The following is a 26,975-nucleotide window of genomic DNA, read 5'->3' as shown; positions in this document are numbered from 1 at the left end:
GACGGGCGGGGCTATATTAACGTAATTCAAATCGCTACTTAACCAAAGGTGCGTTGCCACCAACCTGTGCGGGGCGTGCCGTCTTCAGGGGCACTGTCCACTTGCGTGGATGCTACATCTTTCGCAGTATCTTTTGCAGCTGCTTTTTTGCGTGGGGCTTTGGTCTTTGGTGCTTCGACTGCTTCTTTGGCCGGGACTTCAGCAACCGCCGGTGTTGCCTTTGTCTTGGCGCGTGGCTTGGCTGGGGCCTTTACCTTTGCAGCGGGCTCCGCCGCAGCCTCTGCAGGCGCGTCTGTAGCTGTATCAGCAACCGCGTCGGCCTTTGGCTTGGCGCGGCTACGGCGCTTTGGCTTGGCATCGGCTTCTTGCGCAGCTTCTGGGTCTGCAGACGTTTCGGCTTCGACAGGTGTTGACGTATCAACAATGGCGTCAACACCAGTCTCCTGACGGTCGCGACCTCGGCCACCGCGACGTCCACGGCGTGCCTTTGGCTTAGTGTCCGAATCAGCTTCAGGGGCTTGAGCTATGTCATTATCTTCCGAGCGCTCTGCCGAACTCTCATTTCCGCCTGCAACAGCATCTTCGCCTTCAAGACGGCCATCACGGTCGCGGCCCTTGCCACCACGGCGGCCGCGCCGACGCTTGCGTTTACGGCCTTCTCCGCCTTCACCCTCTTCGCGTGGACGCTCTTCGCGGGCGCGACGTGGTTCACGAGCGGTTTCCTCGAGTGCCTCAGCCTCGTCGTCGAAATCTTCGATGTCGTCTTCAATGTCGTCATCGTCGAGGTCGATAATCGGCGGTAGTTCCGCAGGACGCTCTGGACGCGGGCCGGAACTGGAAACAGCAAGCTTTGCACCCTCGGTCTCGCCATTCGGCACTATCAGGACGCGGACATGATAGCGTTCTTCGATCGCTGCCAATTCGGCACGCTTGTTGTTGAGGCAATAAATAGTTGCCTCTTGGCTTGCTTGCAAAACGATCTGGTTGCCTTGACCCTTTGCAGCCTCGTCCTCGATGAGGCGCAGTGCGGACAATGCCGCCGACGATGCGGTGCGGACGAGGCCAGTGCCTTCACAATGCGGACATTCGCGGGTCGATGCCTCCAGTACGCCGGTGCGCAGACGCTGACGGCTCATTTCCATCAGGCCAAAGCTGGAAATACGACCGACCTGAATGCGGGCGCGATCATGCTTCAATGCTTCTTTCATCGCGCGCTCGACTTTGCGGGCGTTCGAATGATGCTCCATATCGATGAAGTCGATGACCACAAGGCCAGCCATATCGCGCAGGCGCAACTGACGAGCAATCTCGCGCGCAGCTTCCAAATTGGTGGAAAGCGCGGTTTGTTCAATACCATGTTCCTTGGTCGAACGGCCTGAGTTGATGTCGATCGAAACCAAGGCCTCAGTCGGGTTGATGACGATGTAGCCTCCGGATTTCAATTGAACGATCGGCTGATACATCGCGTTCAACTGATCTTCGACATGATAGCGTTGGAACAATGGCACTGGATCGGCATAATGCTGCACACGCTTGGCATGGCTTGGCATAAGCAACTTCATGAAGTCCTTGGCGGCCTTGTACCCGTCGGGTCCCTCAACGAACACCTCGTCAATATCTTTATTGTAGATATCGCGGATAGCACGTTTGATAAGGTCGCTGTCAGTGTGGATCAGCATGGGTGCAGCACCGCGTAGTGTGCGCTCACGGATTTCGTCCCACAGGCGCGCCAGATAATCAAAATCGCGCTTGATTTCAGGCTTCGTCCGGGCAAGCCCGGCGGTACGGATGATGCAACCCATGGTTGATGGCAAAGTGAGATCAGAAATGATCGTCTTCAAACGCTTACGGTCGGCTGCGCTGTGGATTTTACGGCTGATACCGCCGCCATGCGACGTGTTTGGCATCAAGACGCAATAACGACCCGCCAGGCTCAAATATGTGGTGAGCGCAGCACCCTTGTTGCCGCGTTCTTCCTTAACAACTTGAACGAGCAAAACTTGACGACGATGAATGACGTCCTGAATCTTATAACGGCGGCGCAAGTTCATACGCTTAGCGCGCACTTCATCGCTTGCCTTAGGTGCGCGACCTTCGCCATTTCGACCACCGCGACCACGACGGCGACGGTTGTTGCGGCCATTTTCGCCCTGCTGGTCGCCACGTTCGTTCTCGTCGAGATCGTCCCCGTTACCACCAAGGTCGGGTTCCTCACCCTCCGTTATGTCGATGGTATCGATGCTGTCGTCGCTATCGACCTCAATAAGATCCGTTATGTCGTCGTCACGTTCCGAAAAACCTTGCATGATATCAGAAGGCTCGTCGCTCTCTTCTTCTTCCTGCTCACGCAGTGCGGCTTCTTCAGCAGCAGCTTCGGCTTCTTCGGCCAACAACCGGTCGCGATCTTCCCGAGGGATTTGGTAATAATCCGGATGAATTTCGGCAAACGCCAAAAATCCGTGACGGTTGCCACCATAGTCGACGAAAGCCGCCTGTAACGATGGTTCGACCCTGGTTACTTTTGCGAGGTAGATGTTGCCTTTGAGCTGCTTATGCTCGGCTGATTCAAAATCAAATTCCTCAATCTGGTTTCCTGTTACGACTGCGACCCGGGTTTCTTCCCGGTGACGCGCGTCGATAAGCATACGCGTTGTCATGTAATTTACTCCAGCGAGCACGGCAGCCGATTGTTAGCCGAAGGCCGCTCGCTTCATTGTTGATACGTTGCCGGATCGGACGCACAGCGTTCTTGTCGGCAAAGCGATATGGTGGAAATGTTAAAAATGCGTCTGCTGCTTGTGCATGGCGGGCGTGTATCGCGCGCGCTTGATTTCCAAACCATGCGCCATGCCCAGAGCGGGCGGCGTTGGTGGAAATATCATGCCTCATGTAGCGTCAACCTGTTAAAATGCCGAGCGTAAACACCGAACGGCGGACTTTCGGGGCATTCGTCAGAATTCCCTGTACTTAATAGGTAGCACTCCCACATGTTATCGGCAAGAGCATCCCGCGATTTAGCCTGTTATTACGACCCGTGGATTGTCATTTTTACAATTTTGGTTGGCTGGGACAGGTTCTTGTAAACAATGATTTGCTGCAAGATGCGGCTTATCTCAGCCAATGCAGCGGGTCTGCGCGTGCTGTCGTTAGCCAAAGGACAGTGCAAGATCGCACGGACGTTGTTCCATGCCATTCAAGTCCATTTCGCATAGCGGATTGCGTCACGTTAAACCGGCGTGTGGCCAAATTAGAGACCATTTGCTGATTTACATTCTGGACCTGTCCGGCAAATCGGCTAGATAGGGCCCGCAATGGATATCCAGCCCCCACCTGCCGAAGTGCCGACAACGATCAGTTACCGGCTGAAACGCGACGCCGAAAATTTTGTGACCCGCTGGCAGGGATGGTGGCAAAACAAGCGCATTCGTTTGGCCACTTACGCCGCGGGTGTGCTGTTCGTTCTGTTCCTTCTATTCTGGGCGTTGTTCGCCCGTAATCTCCCCGATGCAGAGGCGCTGATCGAATATGAATCACCGCTGCCAACCGTGGTGCGCGATATCAATGGAGAGCCTTTTCACAGTTACGCCCGGGAACGTCGCGTCCAATTGGAATATGCCGATTTTCCGAAAACCTTGGTGCATGCCTATCTCGCGGCCGAAGACAAAACGTTTTTCAGCCATGGTGGGATTGATTATCCCGGTATCGTGTCAGCCATTTTTGATAATATTTTCAGCGACAAGCGGTCGCGTGGTGCCTCGACCATCACGCAACAGGTCGCGAAAAACCTCCTATTGACCAACGAATATAGTTACACCCGCAAGGTTAAAGAAGCGATCTTGGCCAAGCGCATCGAAAGCGCGCTTACCAAACCTCAGATTTTGTCGCTCTACCTCAATGAAATTGCGCTTGGGCGCCAGTCGTTCGGGGTTGAGGCCGCGGCGCAGGCCTATTTTGGAAAAAGTATCGATAAGCTTTTGCTCCACGAAATGGCCTTTCTGGCCATCTTGCCAAAGGCGCCGGAGCGTTATGGGCGCGCCAAAAATGCTAATCTCGCCATGTCCCGTCGTAATTGGGTGCTTGGCGAAATGCGCGCTAACGGATGGATCACTGATGCGCAGCTTGCGACCGCGCGTGCCCAACCGCTTGGCTTGGTGAAGCAACGCGGCACCGGTTATAAGAATGTTGGCGGTTATTTTGCAGAAGAAGTGCGTCGACAGCTTATAGAAAAATTTGGCGAAACGGACGAAGCGGGTCCATACAGCGTGTATTCGGGCGGTCTGTGGGTTCGGTCATCCATGCATCCCGAACATCAACTTGCGGCGACCAAGGCGTTGCGTGACGGCTTGCTGCGCTACAATGCGGGTAAGGCTTGGAAAGCCAATTTGGGTACAATTGACGTCACCGATGACAAATGGCCATCCCGCTTTGCGTCGACCAATATTGGTATCGATTATGCCAATTGGCGTGCTGGCGTTGCGCTGGGCAAGGGACGCGTTGGATTTGCCGATGGTTCGACCGCGCGTCTTGATGGTGCCCCAACTGCGTTGAAGGCAGGCGACGTGATCGCGGTTGCGCCTAATGGTATGAACAGCTTTGTTGTCCGCAGCGTGCCAGAGGTTGGCGGTGGCATGGTTGTCCAAAATCCTTTCAACGGTCGTGTGCTCGCGGTGCAAGGTGGTTTCGACAATCGTATATCCAGCTTCAACCGCGCGACACAGGCACAGCGGCAGCCCGGTTCAACAATTAAACCTTTTGTCTACGCAACTGCTCTCGACAATGGAATGACGCCCACGTCGATTATCGTCGATGGTCCATATTGCGTCTGGCAAGGTGCGAACTTAGGCCAAAAATGCTTTCGCAATTTCACAGGTGGCGGGGCGGGGCCGCAAACCATGCGTTGGGGCCTTGAACAATCACGCAACCTGATGACGGTGCGGGCGGCGGCTGAATCGGGCATGGACAATGTGACGGACACTTTGCGTGACATGTCGATTGGCGATTACCCTGAATATCTTTCCTACGCGCTGGGTGCAGGCGATACGACAGTGTTGAAGATGGTCAACGCTTACTCGATGCTGGTCAATCACGGACGTGAATTGAAACCGACATTCATTGATTTTGCGCAAAATCGCAAAGGCAAGGTCATTTGGCCAGCCAAGTGGAAACCCTGCACTGGTTGCCGCGCGTCCGATTGGAATGGCAGGCCAATGCCGCGCTTCACACCCACGGGCAAGCAAGTCATGGACCCCATCACGGCGTATCAAGTCGTGCATATGTTGGAAGGTGTGATTCAACGCGGCACCGCCGTCACCTTGCGCGAACTTGACCGGCCGTTGTTTGGCAAAACCGGAACAACCACCGGCCCAACAAATGTATGGTTCATTGGTGGATCGCCACATTTGGTTGCTGGCCTCTATCTGGGCTTTGACCAACCACGTAATATGGGTGGCTATGCACAGGGAAGCTCACTTGCCGCGCCTATTTTCAAACAGTTCGCACGCACAGCAATGGCCGATATGCCTAAGACACCATTCATTGCACCTGCCGGAACACGGCTTGTCCGTGTGGATCGCAGGAGTGGCAAGCGCGTCTATGGTGCTTGGCCGAGTGATGACCCGCTAAGCGCCGTGATCTGGGAGGCGTTCAAGGCGGAGACGGAGCCAAAGCGATCTATCCGTCAGGAAGAACTGGCCACGCGGGACGACAAGCCTAAGAAAGCGGCCGAAACACAGTCTGAAGGCGCTGCCGGTGCAGCCAATGCCCCAAGCGCAAGCATTGGTACAAAGCGCGACCAGGAGTTTATCCAGCAAGAAGGCGGAATTTATTAGGTTTACTGCCAGGTAGATATTGTGATGCGGCGGATAACTCTGGTCATCGCTGCCTTTGACTTGAGCGTCCAATCCGCTAAAGGCCGCGGCTGACCTTTTCATTCCCTTGGAGTTTCTTATGCGCGCCGACGCAGAAGGCTATGTTGCCCGCATTGATGCCGCCCTCAACCTCGTCAAGATGTCGCTTGACTGGGATCGCGCTTTGCGTCGCTTGGATGAACTGAACGCCAAGGTTGAGGATCCGACCTTGTGGGATAATCCGAAAGCCGCCGAAGAAGTCATGCGCGAACGCCGCCGCTTGGATGCGGCTATTGCTACCGTGCGCGAAATTGATGCCGATAAGACGGGCACGGTTGAGTTAATCGAGCTTGCCGAGATGGAAGGCGATTCCGAGTTGGGCGACGAAGGCGCTGCTGCATTGAAAACATTGGCTGATAAAGCTGATCGCGACAAGGTTTCTGCCTTACTGTCCGGCGAGGCAGACGGCAACGATACCTTCATTGAAATTCACGCGGGCGCTGGCGGCACCGAAAGCCAGGATTGGGCTGAAATGCTGCAACGCATGTATTATCGCTGGGCCGAGCAGCGTGGATATAAGGTTGAGATGGTTGATTATCAGGCAGGTGATCAAGCAGGCATAAAATCCGCGACATTGCTGGTGAAGGGCGAGAATGCTTATGGCTATGCCAAGACCGAGAGCGGCGTCCACCGTCTGGTCCGCATTTCGCCTTATGACAGCGCGGCAAAGCGGCATACCAGCTTTTCAAGCGTCTGGGTGTATCCGGTCATCGACGACAATATCGACATTGAAATCAACGAAGGCGATTTGAAGATCGACACCTACCGCGCGTCTGGCGCTGGCGGGCAGCACGTTAACACCACGGACTCGGCCGTCCGCATCACGCACAAGCCGTCAGGCATTGTCGTTGCTAGCCAGAATGACCGCAGTCAGCATAAAAACCGCGCCACCGCTATGGGTATGCTCAAGGCGCGACTATACGAAGCCGAACTGCGCAAACGCGAAGAGGTCGCAAGCGGCGAATATGCGGCCAAGACCGAAATCGGTTGGGGCCACCAGATCCGCTCTTATGTGCTGCAGCCTTACCAAATGGTTAAAGACCTGCGCACCGGCGTCACGTCCCCAACACCCAGCGACGTGCTCGATGGCGACCTCGACAATTTCATCGCCGCAGCCCTCGCACAGCGGGTAACAGGTGAGGCGGTTGCGGTTGAGGACGTGGATTAGTTTTCGGTCTGGCCGTCAAACCGGTCCTTAATCCCTTGGCGAAGCTGCGCTGCCTGCCAAGCAGTAGGGCGATGATACCCCGAAGCCTGTGTGCACCACCCGACAGTCACTTCAAGCCAAAAAACCTAGTTGACGCTTGCGTCAAGTGCGTGGGCACCTTAAAAGGTTGGGCTTAATCAGGCGATTAAGCGCCTATAGTAACGGAAACCAATTCATGACCGATTCTCCCCCCAAATCCGGTCCGCTAAGCGGCATAAAGATTGTCGAACTTGCTGGTATTGGGCCTGGACCTTATGCTGGCCAGTTGCTGGCGGACATGGGTGCGGATGTTATTGTTATCGACAGGCCCGGCGGTTCGATCGTTCCCAAGGGGATTGATGCACGTGGTAAAAAATCAATAATCCTTGATTTGAAGAAACCTGAAGCGGTTACCGCATTGTTGAAGTTGGTTGCATCGGCTGATGTCTTGATTGAGGGACTGCGGCCGGGTGTGACGGAACGGATGGGGGTTGGTCCCGATGTTTGTCAGGCGGTTAATCCAGGTCTTATCTATGGCCGGATGACTGGCTGGGGCCAAACGGGTCCGTGGAACCAAATGGCCGGGCATGACATTAATTATATTGGTATGACTGGTGTTTTGAACGCGATCGGCAAGGAAGGGCAGCCGCCCGTCCCGTCGCTCAACATGATTGGCGATTTTGGCGGCGGGTCGATGTTTCTAGTCAATGGTATTCTTGCGGCTTTGGTTGAACGTGCAAGGACCGGTAAAGGCAATATAGTGGATGCGGCGATTGTCGATGGCACCAACAGCCTGATGAGTTTTGTCCATGGCATGGCCGGGCTTGGCCAATGGCGCACGCAGCGTGAGGCAAATTTGCTCGACGGGGCGATGCCATTCTACCGTTGTTATTTGACGTCTGACGGTAAGTTTATGGCCGTTGGCTGCATTGAACCGCAGTTTTTCGCGGCGATGATGGAGCGTTTGCCCGTAGACGAGGATTTATATGGCGGTCAGCATGACCGCACGGCTTGGGCGATGCAGCACGAATTACTAGAAGATGTGTTCGCGACCAAAACGCGCGACGAATGGGAAGCGATTTTTGCCGGAACCGACGCATGTGTTACGCCCGTGCTGGATTATGTCGAAGCCCCATCCCATCCCGCAAACGCCGCGCGGCAGGCCTTTGTGCAGGATGGCCGTTGGGTGCATCCGCAAGTTGCGCCAAGACTTGCAACGCAGCCATTGGCTACCCATTTCGATGTTGCAACAAAAGGCGGCGATTATGCCGATATATTGACCGAGGCTGGCCTCGGTGAACATGAAATCTCCCAACTGATCGCGGCGGGCGCCGTGGTCACAAATTAGGAAAAGACGATGACTGAAGCTTACATATATGATGCGGTGCGTAGCCCCCGCGGCAAGGGGCGCCCTGATGGTGCACTGCATGAAATTACGCCGATCGATCTGGCAGCGCAGGTCTTGGCCGCGATCCGCGACCGCAATGGCCTGTCGGGGGAAGAAATTGAGGATGTGGCCTTTGGTTGCGTTTCGCCCGTTGGGGAACAAGGCGCCGTCATTACACGCACTGCAGTTCTCGCTGCGGGCTATCCGCACACAACTTCGGGGATTCAGGTAAACCGTTTCTGCGGTTCTGGCCTTGAAGCGTCGAACATCGCTGCGGCTAAGGTGAAATCCGGCGAGTGCGATCTTGCGGTTGGCGGCGGTATTGAATCGATGAGCCGCGTGCCCATGGGTTCAGACGGCGGCGCATGGCCAATCGACCCGCGTTCAGCGATTGCCAATTACTTCATTCCGCAAGGCATTTCTGCCGATCTTATTGCCACCAGATATGGTTACAGCCGCGACGATGTCGACGCATATGCCGTTGAAAGCCAGAAGCGCGCTGGCCGTGCATGGGCTGAGAAGCGCTTTGCGCGCTCCATCCTGCCCATCAAAGACGTTATCGGTGAGGTTGTGCTTGACCATGACGAGTTGATGCGTCCGCAAACCGATATGCAGTCCTTGGGTGCGTTGGCCCCTGCATTCCAAATGATGGGCACGATGATGCCTGGCTTTGATGACATTGCTATCATGCGTTATCCCGACGTCGAAAAGATCAATCATGTCCATCATGCTGGCAATAGCTCTGGTATTGTCGATGGTTCTGCTGCCGTGCTGATTGGGACGAAGGAAGCAGGCGAAAAATATGGCCTAAAGGCGCGGGCGCGGATCGTTTCGATGGCGTCCATAGGTTCTGAGCCTGCAATCATGCTGACAGGCCCCGAATTTGCTGCGCAGAAGGCGCTGGCGCGTGCAGGCATGGACAAAGGCGACATTGACGTGTGGGAATTGAACGAAGCCTTCGCTTCGGTTGTCCTGCGTTTCATGGAAGCGATGAAGATCGACCATTCAGATATCAATGTAAACGGTGGCGCAATCGCCATGGGCCATCCTTTAGGTGCAACGGGTGCGATGATCCTTGGGACGGTATTGGATGAGCTGGAGCGGTCCGGCAAGTCGACTGCGCTTACCACCCTGTGCATCGGCGCGGGCATGGGCACCGCAACCATCATTGAACGCGTGAATTGATCGGGACAGAAAACATGACATATAAAACTTTCTCCGTCGATATCGACGCCGATGGCATTGCACTTTTGACCATCGATCTACCCGAAGCCTCTATGAATGTATGGAATGGCGCATTGATTGAAGAATTTGCCAAATGGGTTGAAGATTTCACGACCAATGACGCCGTTAAAGGCGCGGTCATTACCTCGGGCAAAAAATCCGGTTTCTTGGCCGGTGCTGACCTTACGATGCTAGGCGGCGCGAAGGCTAACAGCACAAAAGAAGCTTTTGACCAAGCATTTGCGTTGAACGCATTGTTACGCAAAATGGAAACGGGCGGTCAGTCGGCCAAGGACCTGAGTTCCGGCAAAGCGTCGGCTAAGCCAGTGGCTTGCGCGCTGAATGGACTTGCCTTGGGCGGCGGACTTGAGCTGGCTTTGGCGTGCCATTACCGCATCGTTGTCGACCATCCGAAAATTCAGCTTGGCATGCCCGAAGTCATGGTGGGCTTGCTGCCCGGCGGCGGCGGCACACAGCGGACGCCGCGCCTTATCGGTCTGCAAAACGCAGCGATGATGATCATTCAAGGCAAGTCGCTCGATCCGGCGACGGCAAAGGCACAAGGCCTAGTCCACGAAGTCGTGCCAGCGGCCGACCTGATTGCCAATGCAAAGGCATGGGTGAAAGCCAATCCGAAGGTCACAGCACCTTGGGATAAGAAGGATTTCAAATTCCCGGGTGGGGCAGGGGCAATGGACCCGCGCGCCGTGCAGTTATTTGTTGGCCTTAACGCCATGGCGCACAAGGAAAGCAAAGGCAATTTCGATGCCATAAAGGCGATTTTGTCCTGCTTGTATGAAGGCTCGATCCTGCCATTCGACACCGCGCTGCGTGTGGAATCGAAATATTTCACCAAACTGCTTTCGGGTAGCCAAGCCAAAAACATGATCCGCACCTTGTTCATCAACAAGCAGGCCGCCGAGAAGGGCGCGGGACGTCCCGCAGGAGTGCCTCCAGTGGAGATAAAGAAGGTTGGCGTTTTAGGTGGTGGACTGATGGGTTCGGGCATCACACATGTCACCGTCAAGGGCGGCATGGATGTGGTTGTCCTCGATCGTAGCTTGGAAGACGCCAACAAGGCCGTCGATTACAGCCGTAAGATCATCGACAAGGCCGTTAGCCGTGGCAAGATGACCAAAGAAGCAGGTGACGCCTTCATGGCGCGTATTACGCCGACCGATAATTATGACGATTTGAAAGACGTTGACCTCATCATCGAAGCCGTTTTTGAACGCCCCGATGTGAAGGCGGATGTTATCAAGAAAGCCGAAGCCGTCATCGGTCCTGATGTCGTATTCGCGTCCAACACGTCGACATTGCCGATCACTGGCCTCGCCAAAAATTCGTCGCGGCCGGAATTGTTCGTTGGACTGCATTTCTTTTCACCGGTTGAAAAGATGCCGTTGCTTGAGATTATCCCCGGCGCATTGACGGGTGATCGTGCCTTGGCGGCGGCGTTTGATTACAACGCCAAAATCAAGAAAACGCCGATTGTCGTTAAGGATGTGCGAGGATTTTTCACCAACCGCGTGTTCCCGCCTTATATGGGTGAGGCGATGAAGCTGGTTACGGAGGGCGTGAAGCCCGCTTTGATCGAAAATGCGGCCAAGGCGCTTGGTATGCCGATCGGCCCGCTAGCTTTGCTGGACGAAACCACGTTGCAACTGGGCTATGATGTCATGCAGTCGACCAAGAAGGAATTGGGTGACGCGTATCAGCCAAGCGGCACCGAAGATTTTATGGAGTTGATGGTGGTCAAACTTGGCCGCAAGGGCCGCCGTTTTGGTTCGGGTTTCTACGATTATGATGCCAAGGGCGAGCGCCTGAGCCTGTGGCAGGGCATGGCCGAGCATTATCCGCTCGCCGAGGAACAGCCGTCGGTCGAAGAGGTGAAGCAGCGTTTGTTGTATATCCAACTGATTGCAACGGCGCAGTGCTTTGAAGAAGATGTTGTTAAGGATCCGCAAAGCGCCGATTTGGGCGCGATCTTTGGTTGGGGCTTTGCCCCTTATACCGGCGGTCCAATGAGCTATATCGACACAGTAGGACTGGAAAACTTCGTCCGCACTGCGGATAATTTGGCGCAACGTTTTGGCCACCGTTTCGCACCGCCCAAAAGTTTCCGCGAAATGGCGGAGAAGGGGGAGACTTTGTATAAAGCCGCCGCATAAAGCCGGAACGACAGATACAAAAAGGGCGACCTCCACGCGGAGGCCGCCCTTTTTGTTTGCAATCTTGGTTTTAGAACTTGGCGCGGACGGTCAGGCCGTACATGCGAGGCTCTTCTACGAAACCAATTAACGACCGCGTACCAGCACCGCCACGCAGTGGCGTGTTGGCGGTGATACCGCGCGTGATTTCGTTGTTCAAGTTCGTACCCCAAAGCTCAAAGGTATAACGATCGTCTGGCGTGGTCAGGCCGATGCGTGCGTTGATCTTGTAGTAGTTTTCCTGCCGAGCCAATGGCACGGGTAGACCGTTCGTATCGGTGTCGATTGTCCGGGTCGTGCGGCTATCGGAATAATTCACATTTCCGTTGACCAGCAAACTCCAACCCGAGTCATTCAACGGACCATCGTACGTCATACCGATTACGCCCGCAAATCTAGGCGCGTTCGTCAGATCTTGACCGCAAAGTCGCAATGTGGATGCGAGGGCTGCGGCTGCTACGCCATCCGCGCAGTTTCCCGGATAGCGGGCATTGGCATATGTTCCCGATGCACTTGCCGAAATATGGTCGCTCAGCTTACCAAACAACTCCAGTTCAGCACCTGTTGACCGCGCCGAATTGACGTTGAAGGTCAGGAACTGAACGCCAGTGAATTCAAGCACCTGGAAGTCGCTCATTTTCATATCGAACAAAGCCAGATTGGCTTTGATGCCGCCAAATAATGTTGCCTTAACGCCAACTTCTATTTGGTTGACCTTCTCCGATTTGAAGCTTGGATCAGCATAAACCGGCGCAACAATCACCGGACCGCCCGGTGTTGCCAAACCGGCAAGAATGGCTGCCGAGTTCTGCAATGTTGCGGACTGTGGATCGAGGTTGAAGCCACCCGATTTGAATCCATGGCTGTAACCAGCGTAGAACAACAAATCTTCGTTCGCCTTGTAACCAAGTTGAGCCGTATAGGTGATCTCATCGTCCTTGAACTCTTGCGACCACACGCGCGGCAAGGGTAGCTTGGCGCTCGCAAGGCCACCGCCGACTGCTGCCGGGGCAGTAAGGGCAACCGACGTTGCAAACGGGAAGCAGTTGATACCAATCATACCCGCACGAAGTGCGGCAGGTACGGCGCCGGTTAAAACACCATTCACGCTGGCTTGGCACGCACTGGCGCCTGCACCAGTCGTTCCAGCAAGCTGGTTGAACGATGCGTCCTTGGTTTCATTTACGTAACGGGCACCTACCGTCAAACTCAGTTTGTCGGTGAAATTAAGAACATTATGCGTGAATACCGACCAACTGCTTGCATCTTGGTTAAACCGGTTTTCGGCGTAGTTACCATTGGCATTGACTGGAACGCCGGCATTGCCGAGCGCGGTCAGTGCGAACAACGGGTTGACCCCTGCCGCATTGCCAAAGTTGAAAGCACTACCTGTCCGCTGGAAATCGGCATTTAAGGTCATCGTCTGGTCAGCGCGGATTTTCTCGCTCGAGTAGAAACCACCAATCAGCCAGTCGAGACCATCATTGAGAGCGGTGCCTTGCAGGCGCAACTCTTGTGTAAAGGTCTTGATATGGTCACCCGATGGCAAAATGCCAGTGCGTGATGTCGGTGCGCCATTGCCCACTGTGTAGGTGTCGTTGGCGGTGAAACCACCGACCGTCGTCGAGCTCGAATCGAACTTACGATATGCGGTTACCGAGGTCAGCTTTGCAGCACCCAAGTCCCATTTCAGTTCGGCCGAAGTACCCCATTGCTTGGAGCCGTTCAGATAGGGTCCACCGTTGATCGATAGATTGTTCAGCGCGCTCATTCCGGACTGGTCTACGCCATCGCTGGCCAAACCATGGAAAGCGGAGAAAGGCGCAAGTTCGGTTTCGCGAACAATGACGGCTTCGCAGCATTGTTCATCAGTCTTGGCGTAATCCGCAAGCAAACGGATGCTGACATCAGCATTGGGTTCGATGTAAAGTTGTCCGCGCAGCATATAGCGGTCACGATCATTGCTTTCGACGCCAGCGGGGGTTTTTAGATAGCCATCACGCTTGCGCCATGTGCCGGACAAACGAACGCCTGCGACATCTTGTGCTACCGGAAGGCTGACACCTGCTTGCACATTCATGAAATTGTAATTGCCATAGCTTGCATTCGCAAAGCCCTCGGTCGTCGAAAGGCTAGGGCGCTTTGTCGTAACATTTAACGCACCTGCTGACGTGTTGCGACCGAACAGCGTGCCTTGAGGGCCACGCAAGATTTCAAGGCGCTCAAGATCAACGAGGTCGCCGAGTGCAACGCCGGGGCGCGACTGATAGACGCCGTCAATGAATACGCCAACCGAGCTTTCAAGGCCGGTATTGTTGCCCGTCGTGCCGACGCCACGAATTTTGATCGAGGTACCTTGCGTTTCAGTCTGCGACGACTGAATGTTGAAGCTGGGCGAAATAGATGCCAAGTTTTTAATGTCGTTGATGCCCTGACGCTCCAACGCCTCTGGCGCGACGGCGGTCACAGCCAGCGGAATGTCTTGCACATCCATCGCGCGCAACGTCGCGGTTACGATGATGGGTTCATCACCACTATCGTCTTCGGCTTGGGCTGTTTGGGCAAAAGCTGCAGGAATCAACATAACACTACAGACGGTGCTGCACAAAGCAGCGGTAATAACACGATTAAATCGACGCATTTCTCTCTCCTCCATTTTACCGTCAACCCATTGGCATTTGCTGCTCATATATGGTTGGCGGCACTCTAAACGCTTCCCGGTTGGGAAAATCCGGGAAGAAACTCCATGAACGATCCATCCTATCGCCGAAATTTGACAAATCCAGCAATTTAATCGCACGATTGAAAATATGATTTTACTGTGGCTTTTGTGCCTTTTGGCATTAATCATCGCATATTATGTTTGACCGCCCCACGATCTTGGACGAGGCATTTTCCCGCCGCGTCGCTGCGCATGACTTTCCAAATCCGCGTTCCAGCAACGTTGCCGAAACGGTTCCGACGCACATGCTTATTGATCTGTTCGATAGTCAGATTATGAGCCGCCATCTCGACTTTTGGGCGCGGCGTTCCAAGGGCAAGACTTTTTATTCCATTGGCAGTTCGGGACATGAGGGCACAGCAGCCATGGCCGCCGCAACACGCTCGACCGATATGGCATTCCTGCATTACCGTGATGCTGCGTTCCTGATCCAACGTAAGAAACAAGCGGGTGGCCTCACGCCTTTGTATGACATGGCCTTGTCCTTCGCTGCATCCGCGGATGACCCGATTTCGGGCGGGCGGCACAAGGTATTGGGCTGCGCTCACACCTTTGTTCCGCCGCAAACCAGTACGATTGCCTCACATCTACCAAAGGCCGTTGGCGCGGCGCATTCAATTGGCATGGCACAACGGTTGCAACTGGCCGATGCGGTGTTGCCGCATGACTCCGTAATTATATGTTCATTTGGTGATGCGTCCGCGAACCATTCAACGTCGCAAGGTGCGTTCAACGCCGCGTGTTGGGCCGCGTATCAGCATTTGCCTATGCCTATTGTCTTTTTGTGTGAGGATAATGGCATCGGTATTTCCGTGCGCACGCCAGGCGGCTGGATTGCGGCCAATTTCGCGCATAGGCCCGCGTTGCATTATATAAGCTGTGATGGTGCGGACATGAATGATGCGCTGCGCGGATGCGCAGAAGCGGTGACCTATGCTCGTATGCGGCGTAAGCCAGTGTTTCTGCACATGCAGACAGTCCGGTTGATGGGGCATGCTGGTGCAGATGTTGAGCTAAGCTACGCTTCTATTGCACAGATTGAAGCTGCAGAAGCGGAAGATCCGTTGTTACACAGCGCGCGTATTTTGCATGAACAAGCGGGCATGTCAGGCGCAGAGATCCTTGCACGCTATGAAGATATGCGTGTCCGGGTCGACCGCGTGGCACAGGATGCCTTAGCTAAGCCGCGATTGGTATCGGCGGCGCAAGTCATGGCCTCAATCGAACCGCAGAAATCAGCACAACCGCAGCAGCCCTTGCCCGATGCGGCGAAGCGTGATGCGCTGATTACCAAAGATGCGCGAAACCTTGCCAAGCCAGCGACCTTGGCCAAGAGCATTAACTTCGCGTTGGCAGACATCATGCTGCAATATCCTCACGTCGCAGTGTTTGGCGAAGATGTTGCACGCAAGGGCGGTGTCTATGGCGTGACACAGGGTTTGCAGGAGAAATTCGGCGCCGCGCGTGTGTTTGACACATTGCTGGACGAACAAACGATTTTGGGCCTTGCCATTGGAATGGCACATAACGGCTTTGTGCCAATTCCCGAAATCCAGTTTTTGGCTTATCTGCACAATGCTGAGGATCAGATCCGCGGAGAGGCTGCGACCTTGTCGTTCTTTTCGAACCAGCAATATCGCAACCCAATGGTGATCCGCATTGCTGGCCTGCCATATCAAAAGGGGTTTGGCGGGCATTTCCATAATGACAATAGCTTGGCTGTCCTGACCGATATTCCCGGTATCATCGTTGCTTGCCCCTCCAGCGCCGCAGATGCGCCAGCAATGTTGCGGGAATGCGTCCGGCTGGCGCATGAGGACGGACGAGTTGTGGTCTTTATTGAGCCTATCGCGCTCTATCATACGACTGACCTGCAACAACCGAATGACGGTGGTTGGACCGCGCCTTATGTTGCGCCGGATCAGGACAAAATGATCGCACTTGGCGCGCTTGGTCAATTTGGTAAGGGTACTGAACTTGCCATTATAACATACGGAAATGGTTATTTTCTATCACGACAGGCGGCGGATGAATTAAAGGCGGGGGGGATTGACCTGCGGATCATTGATCTACGCTGGCTGCACCCGTTAAATGCTGACGCGATTGTAGCGGTTGTGGCCGATTGCAGAAAGATTTTGATTGTCGATGAATGCCGCAAGTCGGGCAGCCTCAGCGAAAAGTTGATGACCATTTTGACCGAATCTGGACGCGGCGATGCTGTCAGCCGGATTACAGCGGAGGATTGCTTCATTCCGTTGGGACCAGCAGCGGAATTGGTGTTGCCCAGCAAAGCATCTATCATCGAAGCGGCGCGGGCGGCGGTGGCATGAAAAAACCGGCTTTAGTTATTTGCCCTGGGCGCGGGACCTATAATGCTACAGAACTTGGCTATCTGAAGGCGCATCATGCGGCGCGCCAAGACGTTATTGCGACAGTGGACGCCGCTCGGACCGCGATGGGGCAGGTAACTGTCTCGCAGCTTGATGCCGCAGACAAATACGCGCCGTCAGTCCATATGACGGGCGATAATGCCTCGGCGTTAATCTATGCCTGTGCAATGGCGGACTTTGCTGCGATTGACCGCGAACAATATGATATTGTGGCTGTAACCGGCAATTCTATGGGTTGGTATCTGGCCTTGGCTTGTGCGGGTATAGTCGATCTTGCCGGCGGGGCACGGCTCGTCAACAATATGGGCAGCATCATGCACCAGCATGGAGCCGGTGGGCAAATTGTCTGGTCAGTCGCGGATGATGACTGGAATATGCAGCAGGATAAATTATTATTTGTTAATAATTTAATGGATGAATCATATACAATTTCTGAAATAAACGTGCATATTTCCATCCGGCTTGGCGGAATGATAGTCTTTGCTGCGGACGAGGCTGGGCTCAAATGGTTAATGGAACGGTTGCCTAAAGATGACCGTTTCCCGTTAAAGCTTATGCACCATGCCGCATTCCATAGCCCTTTGCTAAACCATGTTGTTCCGATGGCGCGGACAGCCAATCCGCTAGGCGATTTCGGGTCTGGCGAAATTCCCGCGATTGATGGGCAGGGCCGAATTTGGTCCCCGCGCGCATTCAGCCGTGACGCTATTTATGATTACACGCTCGGTGCACAACTGACCGATAGCTATGATTTTACCCGTGCGGTCCAAGTCGCGGCTGCAGAGTTTGCACCCGATACGATCATTGTGCTTGGTCCCGGCACATCCTTGGGCGCGCCAACCATTCAGTCGCTGATAGCTTCGGGCTGGCGCGGCCTTTCTGGCAAGGCAGACTTCCAAGCACGGCAGCAGGATGAACCCGTTTTGATATCAATGGGCATGGCCGAACAGCGCGCGTGGTCGTTAAGCTAATCATTGCATACGAATAAGCCCTAGACGCCTTCTCACTTCGGGATAAAGGGAGTGGCGAATTGTGAGGCCATTATTGCCGCCTTGCTAGGAGATCAAAGGAATGCCGGACCATAGTTCAACCTTGCTGCTGTTCGGGGCGACGGGTGACCTTTCCCGCCGGATGCTGCTGCCGTCCTTATATGCATTGCACACCGATGGCTTAATTGATCCCAATTTACGCATTTTCGGCACTGCACGCAGCGCGCTGAGCGACGACGCCTTTCGGGATATGGCGCGCTCCGCTTTGTGTGAATTTCTGCCTGACGACCGTAAGGCTGAGGGGTTGATCGACGCCTTCTTGCAACGCTTACATTATGTCACGTTAGACGCCTCTAACCCTGATGGCTTTGGAGAACTCGCCACTACCATCGGAGATATATCGGGTGGCTTGTCGATTTTCCTATCCACAGCCCCCTCTTTGTTCGAAGCGACGATCAAAGGACTGCACAATGCAGGGCTTTCGGGCGAGAATGTAAGGATCGGCCTCGAAAAACCTTTAGGCCACGATCTCGCATCCTCGCGCCATATCAATGATGCGGTAAACGCCGTATTTCCGGAAAAACGTGCCTTTCGCATAGATCATTATCTGGGCAAGGAAACCGTGCAGAACCTGATGGCGCTGCGCTTTGCCAATATGTTGTTTGAACCATTATGGAATGCCAATGCTATCGAGCATGTGCAGATCACGGTTAGCGAAACTGTCGGGCTTGAGGGACGCGCAGGCTTTTACGATGATACGGGCGCGCTGCGCGACATGGTACAGAACCATATGCTGCAATTGCTCGCCCTGACCGCGATGGAGCCGCCCGCTAGCCTTGATGCCACCGCTATCCGCGACGAAAAGGTCAAGGTTTTGCGCGCGCTTCGCCCTGTGGCGGAGGGCGATGTTGTGACCGGTAAATATACCGATGGCGCTGTCCAAGGCGATGCGGTCAAAAGCTACGAAAGCGATCTAGGCAAAGCGTCCGACACCGAAACATTTGTTGCGATAAAGGCTTATGTCGACAATTGGCGCTGGCAAGGCGTTCCGTTTTTCCTGCGCACGGGCAAACGCCTACCCGAAAGGCGCAGCGAGATTGTTATCCAATTCAAACCGGTCCCACATAACGTGTTTCGCGATCGGGGCGGAAAACTCGAAGCCAACACGCTTATCATCCGTTTGCAACCGGAGGAATATGTGCGCTTGTTGGTGATGGCAAAGGAACCCGGATTGGAACGGGGCGGGGCTACTTTGCGCGAAGTGCCATTGGATTTGTCGCTGACGGCAGCGTTCGCTGGATCACGCCGCCGGATTGCCTATGAAAGACTGCTCCTCGACCTCATAGAAGGCGACCAGACGCTATTTGTCCGTCGGGATGAAGTAGAGGCACAATGGACATGGATTGATGCCATCCGGCGCTTATGGAGCGCCACGGCCCTAAAACCAAAAACCTACGGTGCGGGAAGCTGGGGACCCAATGCGGCCATTGCGCTGACTGAACGCGATGGTGTGAGTTGGCATGAGTAAATTGCACGTCACAGTCAAAGCCGTCACCGCGCGGATAATTGAGCGCTCTAAGCCGGGGCGTCAGGCCTATCTCGACCTGATCGCCACGCAACGCGACGCTGGTGTTAACCGTCCGATTTTAAGCTGCGGTAACCTTGCGCATGGCTTTGCCGCTAGTGGCGAGGACAAGGCCGCCATTCGCGATGGCAAGGCGATGAATATCGGCATTATCAGCGCGTATAACGACATGCTGTCCGCGCATCAGCCTTATGGCCGCTATCCCGAGCAGATGAAGATTTTCGCCCGTGAGGTTGGTGCCACCGCGCAAGTGGCAGGTTCGACCCCTGCCATGTGCGATGGTGTCACACAGGGGCAGGATTCGATGGAACTGTCCTTGTTCAGCCGCGATGTGATCGCGATGGCAACTGCGGTAGGTTTAAGCCATGGTATGTTCGAAAGCGTTGCGATGCTTGGCATTTGCGACAAGATTGTACCCGGCCTGTTAATGGGAGCCTTGCGCTTTGGCCATTTACCAACCATCCTTGTGCCCGCTGGGCCAATGCCATCGGGGCTTGCCAATAAAGAAAAGCAACGCGTGCGGCAGCTTTATGCAGAAGGTAAAGTCGGGCGCGCCCAATTGTTAGAGGCGGAAGCCGCGTCATATCATAGCGCGGGCACCTGCACCTTTTACGGCACAGCCAATTCCAACCAGATGATGATGGAGGTCATGGGGCTGCACATTCCGGGTTCGGCCTTTATCAACCCCGGCACGAAGTTGCGGACCGAATTGACCCGGGCTGCCGTCCACCGCCTCAGCGAGATTGGGTGGGATGGGGATGATTATCGGCCCTTGGGGCTTTGCGTCGATGAAAAGGCCATTGTGAACGCCTGTGTTGGCTTGCTTGCGACGGGCGGTTCAACCAATCATGCACTGCATATTCCGGCAATTGCGCGGGCAGCGGGGATCATTATCGATTGGGAAGATTTTGACCAACTGTCCTCTGCTGTGCCCCTCATTGCCAGAGTCTATCCAAATGGCTCGGGCGATGTGAATCATTTCCATGCCGCAGGCGGGATGGGCTATGTTATTCGCGAACTGATCGATGCCGGCTTGTTACACCGCGACATCATGACGGTCGCAGGCAAGGACTTGGCCGATTACGGGCGTGAGCCCATGCTGGAGAATGACCAGCTTGTTTGGCGCGATTCCCCTGCAGTGACCGCCGACGACACCTTGTTGCGGCCGCCATCTGCACCGTTTAGCCCCGATGGCGGCATGCGTCTGGTAACGGGCAATTTGGGCCGTGCAACATTCAAGACCAGCGCAGTCGATCCTGCCCGCTGGACGATAGAAGCGCCCGTCCGCGTGTTTCATGACCAGAATGACGCATTGGCCGCATTCAAGGCAGGCGAATTGGATCGCGACGTTATCGTCGTTATCCGTTTCCAAGGACCAGTCGCCAACGGCATGCCTGAATTGCACAAGCTGACCCCATCCCTGGGTGTGTTGCAGGATAAGGGCTTTAATGTGGCGCTCGTCACGGATGGCCGCATGTCCGGCGCGTCGGGCAAAGTGCCCGCTGCTATCCATTTAAGTCCAGAAGGCGCGCGCGGCGGGTCTATTGCAAAGTTACAGGATGGCGACATCGTCCGGCTCTGCGCGAACACCGGAGCATTGTCGGTGTTGGTCGATGCTGATATCTGGGCATCTCGCGCGCCAGCACCGACGCCCGCACGGCATATCGGTACGGGGCGCGAGCTGTTTGCATTGATGCAGGCTGGCGCTGATGAGGCGGAGAAAGGTGGGTCGGCCATGTTGGCGGTTGCTGGACTATGACGGCGATCGTCGCTGTCGATATCGGCGGAACCCACGCCCGGTTCGCCCTGGCCGAGGTTCAGGACGGCCGCGTGCTTGTGCTTGGCGAGGTCATGACGCTGAAAACCTCTGAGCATGCCAGTTTTCAGACAGCATGGCAGGAATTTGAACGGATCAATGGCAAGGTACTTCCCCGCGCCGCGGCAATTGCAATTGCCGGGCCAGTGGACGCCGATGTTATCAAGCTGACCAACAATCCTTGGATTATCCGTCGGTCTATGGTGTGCGAGAAATTGCAGGTAGATAGTTTTGTCATCGTTAATGACTTTGGCGCCGTTGGGCATGCCGTAGCGCAAGCCGGAACAGGGCATTTCCAGCATCTGACAGGGCCGGAGCAGGACTTTGCTGCGGACGGAACGTTGAGCATTATAGGGCCAGGCACGGGACTCGGCGTGGCGCATGTGTGGCGCAAGGGCGCTGCCTATCATGTGCAAGCGACCGAAGGCGGGCATATTGATTTTGCGCCGCTCGACGCAATTGAGGACGCCGTTTTGGCGCGGCTGCGTAAACGCTACCGCCGGGTGTCTGTGGAACGCGTCGTATCTGGACCAGGCCTTATCGACCTCTACGAAACGCTTGCGGCTATTGAGGGGCGTGCGGTCCAGCAATATGACGACAAGACTTTATGGCAAATGGGCATGTCAGGTGAAGACAGCCTTGCCGCCGCCGCGGTGGACCGCTTTTGTCTGTCGCTGGGCAGTGTCGCGGGTGACATCACTCTCGCACAGGGCGGTTTCGCGGGCGTCGTGATTGCGGGCGGGTTAGGCCTGCGCATAAAGGACAGCCTTATTCGTTCCGGTTTTGCCGAACGCTTCAGGGCTAAGGGGCGCTTTGAGGGCCTAATGGCTGCGATTCCGGTCAAACTTATCACACATCCGCAGCCGGGCCTTTTTGGTGCAGCGGCAGCTTATGCCCAGCAACATATTTAAGGATATCGTCATATGACACCCATCGAAAAAATCATGCGCACTGCGCCCGTCATTCCGGTGCTGGTTATCGAAGATGTCGCACACGCGCGTGGTATAGCGGAGGCGCTCGTTGCGGGAGGGCTTCCCGTGCTTGAGGTAACCTTACGCACCGCTGCGGCGTTGGATGCGATTGCCGAGATGAAGAAAGTTCCCGGTGCGATTGTTGGCGCTGGTACTGTCGTCGACCTGCCGGGTCTGGACAGCGCGATCGCTGCTGGCGCTGATTTCATTGTCTCACCGGGCCTGACCGACAATTTGGGTAAAGCAGCCGTCGCCAAAGGCATACCATTCTTGCCCGGTATCGCGAGCGCTGGTGACATCATGCGCGGGCTTGATCTCGGCCTTACGCATTTCAAATTCTTTCCAGCCGAGGCCAATGGCGGCCTTCCGGCACTCAAGTCGCTTATTGGACCATTCGCTCAGTGCAAATTTTGCCCTACGGGTGGCATAAAACAGGACACAGCGGCAGATTGGTTGGCTGTTCCGGAAATTTTATGTGTTGGCGGTAGCTGGCTTGTTGGTAAAGGCGTTCCCGATGTTGCCGCGATTGAATCGGCAGCGCGTGCCGCATCGGCATTACGGAACTAACGGAGACGCAAGGTATATGGCCGAAGAAATCGAATGGTGGGATTTTGACGCTGCGGAAGATTTGATCGATGCAGTGGTCGGCGACGTCAGCTTCATCATCGAAAGCGCGTTGGACGCTCGTGGTCAGGCGCTGGTAGCATTCCCCGGCGGCTCAACGCCTAAACCGATTTTGGAAAAGCTTGCTCAAGCCAATATTCGTTGGAAAAATGTTACGATTATCCCAACCGATGACCGATTGGTACCTGTGGACAATCCCTTGTCCAATGTGGCGATGATTGCCAAAATCTTCATTCCAAAGGGTGCGCGGGTGTTGCCAATCGCAAGTGATGCCGCCGACCATAAACTGGCGGGCAGCGCGGCGAATGCACGGTTGGCTGATTTGCATTGGCCGCCAGATCTGGTTTGGCTCGGCATGGGAGCAGATGGCCATACGGCATCGATCTTCCCCGGCCCTGATCTTGATTCGGCAATGGACAGCGGCAAAGATGTGCGGGCCGTGGGCGTTGCGCCCGATCCTTTACCACCCGAAGCGCCCGTCAATAGGGTGACATTAACGGGTGCCGCCATCGGTGCTGCGCGGACTGCGATTTTGGTAATTAGCGGCGCAAAGAAACGTGAAGTGCTGGAAACAGCTATCGAGCAGGGCGGAAAATCAGCCTATCCTGTTGGCCGCGTGCTCGACAAAATTGTTGTGCCTGTCGACATTTACTGCCTCGACGACTGATTACGCTCGGCGCGTTCTGCGGGGATTGCCCGCATGTTTGTTAGCCTAAGGGTCAGTCGTCGCGTGAGACGCGTTCCTGACGTTCATGGCGTTCTTGTGCCTCCAACGTCATGGTCGCGATGGGCCGTGCGAGCAGGCGCGCGAGCGAGATAGGTTCCCCGGTCACTTGGCAGTAACCATATTCACCCTCCGTGATGCGGCGCAAAGCAGACTCAATCTTGGTGATAAGTTTACGTTGGCGGTCGCGGGTACGAAGTTCTATGCCCCAATCGGTTTCGCTCGAAGCGCGGTCGTTAAGATCAGGCTCACGCATGGGACCATCTTGAAGCTGGTTCAACGTCCCTTGTGCCTCCGCCAGGATGCTATTCTTCCAGTCAACAAGTTGCTTTTCAAAGAATCTCAGTTGCCGCTCATTCATGAACGGCTCGTCGTCGCTAGGCACATATGTATCATCGATGCCAAAGTCAGAGACGCTTGTTTCACTGATCGTGTCTTGAGGCTTGGCGTTCACGCCCATCCAAATTCTCCACCCTGGGACAGCCCTCCAGTACGAAGGAATCTGCGTCCAATCCACTCTTCGCGGCGCTATAGCTTCGGGCCCAATGGGGCACAAGCGCCAAATGGCAAGGCTTGTCATCAATTGGACAATAATTTTGGAAATCGGGGCGTATGGAAAGGGAAAGGTCTGCAAAGGGTGCTGCAGGCCGTAAATGTTTAGGCGCCAAACATGTTTGTGCATCTGATCAACCCCCTTTTTCGTTGCGAAACCGAGACACGCGCGGCATAGCCTAAAGCCATGCATGACCTAAAATACATCCGCGAAAATCCAGTAGACTTTGACGCAGCTCTTATGCGCCGGGGCGCTGCACCCGTTGCTGCATCCATTCTCGTTCTGGACGAAAACCGGCGTGCAATTTTGACCGAAATGCAGAATGCGCAGGCCCGCCGCAACGATGCGTCCAAAGCCATAGGGGCGGCCATGGGCAAGGGCGATACCGCAACGGCTGAAGCTTTGAAGGCCGAAGTCGCGCAGTTGAAAGACACATTGCCGCAGTTGGAGGAGCGCGAACGGGCGGCGGGTATGGAACTCGATGCCTTTCTTGCCGGATTGCCGAACTTGCCCGCTGCTGACACCCCGGACGGCGCAGATGAGACCGAGAATGTCGAAATTGCGCGCTGGGGCGAACCACGCAATTTTGATTTTGAACCCCGCGACCATGCCGATATTGGTCCATCTCTTGGCCTTGATTTTGAAACCGGTGTTGCCATTTCCGGTGCGCGGTTCACCTTCATGCGGGGACAAATGGCGCGCTTGAATCGCGCGCTTGGGCAATTCATGCTCGATCATCAGACGGCGCAGCGCGGCTATACAGAGTGCGCTACGCCTTATCTTGTGCGGCAGGAATCTTTGTTCGGAACGGGGCAGTTGCCCAAATTTGCCGAAGACAATTTCCAGACAACCGATGGTCGATGGCTTATTCCAACCGCTGAAGTGTCGCTGACCAACAGTGTGCGGGAGCAAATTTTGGACGAAAGCGCATTGCCGATCCGGCTGACGGCGCTGACCCCATGCTTCCGTTCCGAGGCAGGGGCTGCGGGCCGCGATACCAAGGGCCTTATCCGTCAGCACCAGTTTGAAAAGGTGGAACTGGTCTCCATCGTCCAGCCCGAAGACAGTGTGGCAGAGCATGAACGCATGGTGGAGAGCGCCGAAGGCATTTTGCAAGCGCTTGAATTGCCATATCGGAAGATGCTGCTGTGTACGGGTGATATGGGTGCAAGCGCGCGGCGGACCTATGATCTCGAGGTCTGGTTACCGGGCCAAGCACTATACCGCGAAATCTCAAGCTGCTCGAACTGCGGTGACTGGCAGGCACGGCGGATGAATACCCGCTACCGTCCAACGGAAGGCAAAGGCAATGTCTTCGTTCATACGCTGAATGGTTCTGGCCTTGCGGTTGGCCGTACGCTCGTTGCTGTGCTTGAAAATCATCAGCAGGCCGACGGCAGTGTCAATATTCCTGCGGCCTTGCTGCCCTATATGGGCGGCCTTATGAAGTTGGAGCCAACCGCCTGATGCGTATATTATTGACCAATGATGATGGCGTGAATGCACCAGGCCTTAAGGTGCTTGAGGCGATTGCCCGCACGATCAGTGATGATATCTGGATTGTGGCGCCTGCGGAGGAAAACTCTGGCGCCGGCCATTCGCTTACCCTGACGAAGCCCGTACGCATTCGCCAGCATGGGGATAAGCATTATTCGGTCGCTGGAACACCAACCGATTCTGTCATGCTGGGGCTCGGGGTCATTATGAAAGATGCGACGCCAGATCTTATCCTATCGGGCGTGAACCGTGGTGCCAATTTGGGTGATGACATCACTTATTCCGGCACGGTGTCTGCCGCGATGGAAGGGGCGTTGGCAGGCATTCGGTCCATCGCACTGAGCCAGGTTTACAGCAAGGAAGGCATGGCCGACGCTGTGCCCTTTTCGGCCGCCGAAGCATGGGGCGAGCGTGTCCTTCGCCCGCTGCTCGATATGCCAGATACCCCGCGTACATTGACAAACATCAACTTTCCGCCGCTGCTGCCGGAAGACGTGAAGGGGATTAAAGTCGCCCGTCAGGGCTTTCATGATTACAGCCGTGGTTCAATTGTCAAAGGTACAGACCCACGCGGATATGATTATTATTGGTTTGGTTTGCATGGCACGCTGCATACGCCGGGCCATGATACCGACCTTGAAGTCATAGAAGACGGTTATATTGCCGTCACGCCTCTCCAACTTGATCTGACACACCATGAATCGTTAGCGGCATTGAGGCACAGATATAGCATTTGAAGCCGCGCTCTGGGCTCATGACCCTAATGCTCAAGGATTAGGAAGACCAAGCCCATAGCCGCGTAGAACACGATCCAATATCCGGCATCGATGGCGAATAACTTGCCTGACTTGCGCGAGAACAGGTAATTTGTAACAATGGCGGGGATGATATAGCCAAGCGAAATACCAACAGATATCATCAACGTCGAACGCGTATTGGTATCAAAAAATGCCAGTAAATGACCAAGAAAAACGGCGGAAAGTACAGAAAAAGCAAAGGTTAGGCCGTAGATTTTAATCATGTTGCTGCCACGCAATTGTTCTTCCGTAAATCCATGCTCTGCCATCCATGCTTTCCCGAAAAATGGCCCGTACCAGAGGCCACCAATCAGAAATCCCGTCGCGGCGGCCACCAGTATCGCCAACAGATTTGCGTTTGCCATCAATATCCCTTTCGTCATTCCGCCGATTT

Annotated in this window: 18 protein-coding genes; 14 read left to right on the top strand and 4 right to left on the bottom strand. The window is 55.0% G+C overall.

Features of this window, described 5'->3' with window-relative positions:
* Positions 1-38: 38 nt before the first annotated feature.
* Positions 39-2,657, bottom strand: coding sequence for a ribonuclease E/G (locus Q0O33_RS00670; protein ID WP_295494678.1), 2,619 nt, complete (start codon positions 2,655-2,657; stop codon positions 39-41).
* 654 nt (positions 2,658-3,311) lie between these two features.
* Between Q0O33_RS00670 and Q0O33_RS00665 the strand changes: the two genes are divergently transcribed.
* The 5 genes from Q0O33_RS00665 to Q0O33_RS00645 all read left to right on the top strand — a co-directional run bounded on the left by Q0O33_RS00665 (position 3,312) and on the right by Q0O33_RS00645 (position 11,874).
* Positions 3,312-5,828, top strand: coding sequence for a transglycosylase domain-containing protein (locus Q0O33_RS00665; RefSeq protein ID WP_295494675.1), 2,517 nt, complete (start codon positions 3,312-3,314; stop codon positions 5,826-5,828).
* A gap of 118 nt (positions 5,829-5,946) precedes the next feature.
* A complete protein-coding gene (gene prfB, locus Q0O33_RS00660; RefSeq protein WP_295494672.1) occupies positions 5,947-7,074 on the top strand; it encodes a peptide chain release factor 2 in 1,128 nt (375 codons plus the stop codon).
* Between the two features lie 214 nt (positions 7,075-7,288).
* Positions 7,289-8,440, top strand: coding sequence for a CaiB/BaiF CoA-transferase family protein (locus Q0O33_RS00655; protein ID WP_295494670.1), 1,152 nt, complete (start codon positions 7,289-7,291; stop codon positions 8,438-8,440).
* Positions 8,441-8,449: 9 nt separating this feature from the next.
* Entirely contained in the window at positions 8,450-9,664 is a 1,215-nt protein-coding gene (locus Q0O33_RS00650; protein WP_295494669.1) for an acetyl-CoA C-acetyltransferase, read from the top strand.
* Between the two features lie 14 nt (positions 9,665-9,678).
* Positions 9,679-11,874: a 3-hydroxyacyl-CoA dehydrogenase NAD-binding domain-containing protein gene (locus Q0O33_RS00645; protein WP_295494668.1), complete on the top strand. Its 2,196-nt coding sequence runs from the start codon at positions 9,679-9,681 to the stop codon at positions 11,872-11,874.
* A gap of 70 nt (positions 11,875-11,944) precedes the next feature.
* Here Q0O33_RS00645 and Q0O33_RS00640 read toward each other — a convergent pair whose 3' ends face one another.
* A complete protein-coding gene (locus tag Q0O33_RS00640) occupies positions 11,945-14,554 on the bottom strand; it encodes a TonB-dependent receptor (protein WP_295494666.1) in 2,610 nt (869 codons plus the stop codon).
* Positions 14,555-14,772: 218 nt separating this feature from the next.
* On the opposite strand from Q0O33_RS00640, the gene Q0O33_RS00635 reads away from it, so the two are divergent.
* From Q0O33_RS00635 to pgl, 7 genes are all read left to right on the top strand, one after another.
* The gene (locus tag Q0O33_RS00635; protein WP_295494664.1) at positions 14,773-16,965 is read left to right on the top strand and encodes a thiamine pyrophosphate-dependent enzyme; all 2,193 of its coding nucleotides are present in this window, start codon (positions 14,773-14,775) and stop codon (positions 16,963-16,965) included.
* Entirely contained in the window at positions 16,962-17,996 is a 1,035-nt protein-coding gene (locus tag Q0O33_RS00630) for an ACP S-malonyltransferase (protein ID WP_295494662.1), read from the top strand. The genes Q0O33_RS00635 and Q0O33_RS00630 overlap by 4 nt, the downstream gene beginning before the upstream one ends.
* Positions 17,997-18,096: 100 nt before the next feature.
* Entirely contained in the window at positions 18,097-19,542 is a 1,446-nt protein-coding gene (gene zwf / locus Q0O33_RS00625; RefSeq protein ID WP_295494660.1) for a glucose-6-phosphate dehydrogenase, read from the top strand.
* A complete protein-coding gene (gene edd / locus Q0O33_RS00620; protein WP_295494658.1) occupies positions 19,535-21,358 on the top strand; it encodes a phosphogluconate dehydratase in 1,824 nt (607 codons plus the stop codon). The genes zwf and edd overlap by 8 nt, the downstream gene beginning before the upstream one ends.
* Complete coding sequence (glk, locus tag Q0O33_RS00615) at positions 21,355-22,326, top strand: glucokinase (protein ID WP_295494656.1); 972 nt, start codon at positions 21,355-21,357, stop codon at positions 22,324-22,326. The genes edd and glk overlap by 4 nt, the downstream gene beginning before the upstream one ends.
* A gap of 12 nt (positions 22,327-22,338) precedes the next feature.
* Complete coding sequence (gene eda, locus Q0O33_RS00610) at positions 22,339-22,953, top strand: bifunctional 4-hydroxy-2-oxoglutarate aldolase/2-dehydro-3-deoxy-phosphogluconate aldolase (protein ID WP_295494654.1); 615 nt, start codon at positions 22,339-22,341, stop codon at positions 22,951-22,953.
* 16 nt (positions 22,954-22,969) lie between these two features.
* Positions 22,970-23,677 carry a 6-phosphogluconolactonase gene (gene pgl / locus Q0O33_RS00605; RefSeq protein WP_295494652.1) on the top strand — a complete coding sequence of 236 codons (708 nt, stop codon included), beginning with the start codon at positions 22,970-22,972 and terminating at the stop codon, positions 23,675-23,677.
* Positions 23,678-23,729: 52 nt separating this feature from the next.
* Here pgl and dksA read toward each other — a convergent pair whose 3' ends face one another.
* Complete coding sequence (gene dksA, locus Q0O33_RS00600) at positions 23,730-24,095, bottom strand: RNA polymerase-binding protein DksA (RefSeq protein ID WP_295494931.1); 366 nt, start codon at positions 24,093-24,095, stop codon at positions 23,730-23,732.
* Positions 24,096-24,473: 378 nt separating this feature from the next.
* On the opposite strand from dksA, the gene serS reads away from it, so the two are divergent.
* Positions 24,474-25,754: a serine--tRNA ligase gene (gene serS, locus Q0O33_RS00595; protein ID WP_295494649.1), complete on the top strand. Its 1,281-nt coding sequence runs from the start codon at positions 24,474-24,476 to the stop codon at positions 25,752-25,754.
* On the top strand, positions 25,754-26,521 hold the full coding sequence (gene surE / locus Q0O33_RS00590) for a 5'/3'-nucleotidase SurE (protein WP_295494647.1): 768 nt from the start codon (positions 25,754-25,756) through the stop codon (positions 26,519-26,521). Before serS ends, surE begins: the two co-directional genes overlap by 1 nt.
* Positions 26,522-26,544: 23 nt before the next feature.
* Here surE and Q0O33_RS00585 read toward each other — a convergent pair whose 3' ends face one another.
* Complete coding sequence (locus tag Q0O33_RS00585) at positions 26,545-26,946, bottom strand: DUF1761 domain-containing protein (RefSeq protein ID WP_295494644.1); 402 nt, start codon at positions 26,944-26,946, stop codon at positions 26,545-26,547.
* Positions 26,947-26,975 lie beyond the last annotated feature (29 nt).

Origin of the sequence: Sphingorhabdus sp. EL138, from assembly GCF_945862485.1 — a bacterium.
Classification (GTDB): Bacteria; Pseudomonadota; Alphaproteobacteria; order Sphingomonadales; family Sphingomonadaceae; genus Sphingorhabdus_B.
Note: the sequence above shows the minus strand (reverse complement) of the source record. Positions and strands in the feature narration are given on the sequence as shown.

Bases quoted from the DNA above. Each gene is read 5' to 3' on its own strand.
- Q0O33_RS00670 (WP_295494678.1), bottom strand. From the start codon at position 2,657: ATGACAACGCGTATGCTTATCGACGCGCGTCACCGGGAAGAAACCCGG.
- Q0O33_RS00665 (WP_295494675.1), top strand. From the start codon at position 3,312: ATGGATATCCAGCCCCCACCTGCCGAAGTGCCGACAACGATCAGTTAC.
- prfB (WP_295494672.1), top strand. From the start codon at position 5,947: ATGCGCGCCGACGCAGAAGGCTATGTTGCCCGCATTGATGCCGCCCTC.
- Q0O33_RS00655 (WP_295494670.1), top strand. From the start codon at position 7,289: ATGACCGATTCTCCCCCCAAATCCGGTCCGCTAAGCGGCATAAAGATT.
- Q0O33_RS00650 (WP_295494669.1), top strand. From the start codon at position 8,450: ATGACTGAAGCTTACATATATGATGCGGTGCGTAGCCCCCGCGGCAAG.
- Q0O33_RS00645 (WP_295494668.1), top strand. From the start codon at position 9,679: ATGACATATAAAACTTTCTCCGTCGATATCGACGCCGATGGCATTGCA.
- Q0O33_RS00640 (WP_295494666.1), bottom strand. From the start codon at position 14,554: ATGCGTCGATTTAATCGTGTTATTACCGCTGCTTTGTGCAGCACCGTC.
- Q0O33_RS00635 (WP_295494664.1), top strand. From the start codon at position 14,773: ATGTTTGACCGCCCCACGATCTTGGACGAGGCATTTTCCCGCCGCGTC.
- Q0O33_RS00630 (WP_295494662.1), top strand. From the start codon at position 16,962: ATGAAAAAACCGGCTTTAGTTATTTGCCCTGGGCGCGGGACCTATAAT.
- zwf (WP_295494660.1), top strand. From the start codon at position 18,097: ATGCCGGACCATAGTTCAACCTTGCTGCTGTTCGGGGCGACGGGTGAC.
- edd (WP_295494658.1), top strand. From the start codon at position 19,535: ATGAGTAAATTGCACGTCACAGTCAAAGCCGTCACCGCGCGGATAATT.
- glk (WP_295494656.1), top strand. From the start codon at position 21,355: ATGACGGCGATCGTCGCTGTCGATATCGGCGGAACCCACGCCCGGTTC.
- eda (WP_295494654.1), top strand. From the start codon at position 22,339: ATGACACCCATCGAAAAAATCATGCGCACTGCGCCCGTCATTCCGGTG.
- pgl (WP_295494652.1), top strand. From the start codon at position 22,970: ATGGCCGAAGAAATCGAATGGTGGGATTTTGACGCTGCGGAAGATTTG.
- dksA (WP_295494931.1), bottom strand. From the start codon at position 24,095: ATGAATGAGCGGCAACTGAGATTCTTTGAAAAGCAACTTGTTGACTGG.
- serS (WP_295494649.1), top strand. From the start codon at position 24,474: ATGCATGACCTAAAATACATCCGCGAAAATCCAGTAGACTTTGACGCA.
- surE (WP_295494647.1), top strand. From the start codon at position 25,754: ATGCGTATATTATTGACCAATGATGATGGCGTGAATGCACCAGGCCTT.
- Q0O33_RS00585 (WP_295494644.1), bottom strand. From the start codon at position 26,946: ATGGCAAACGCAAATCTGTTGGCGATACTGGTGGCCGCCGCGACGGGA.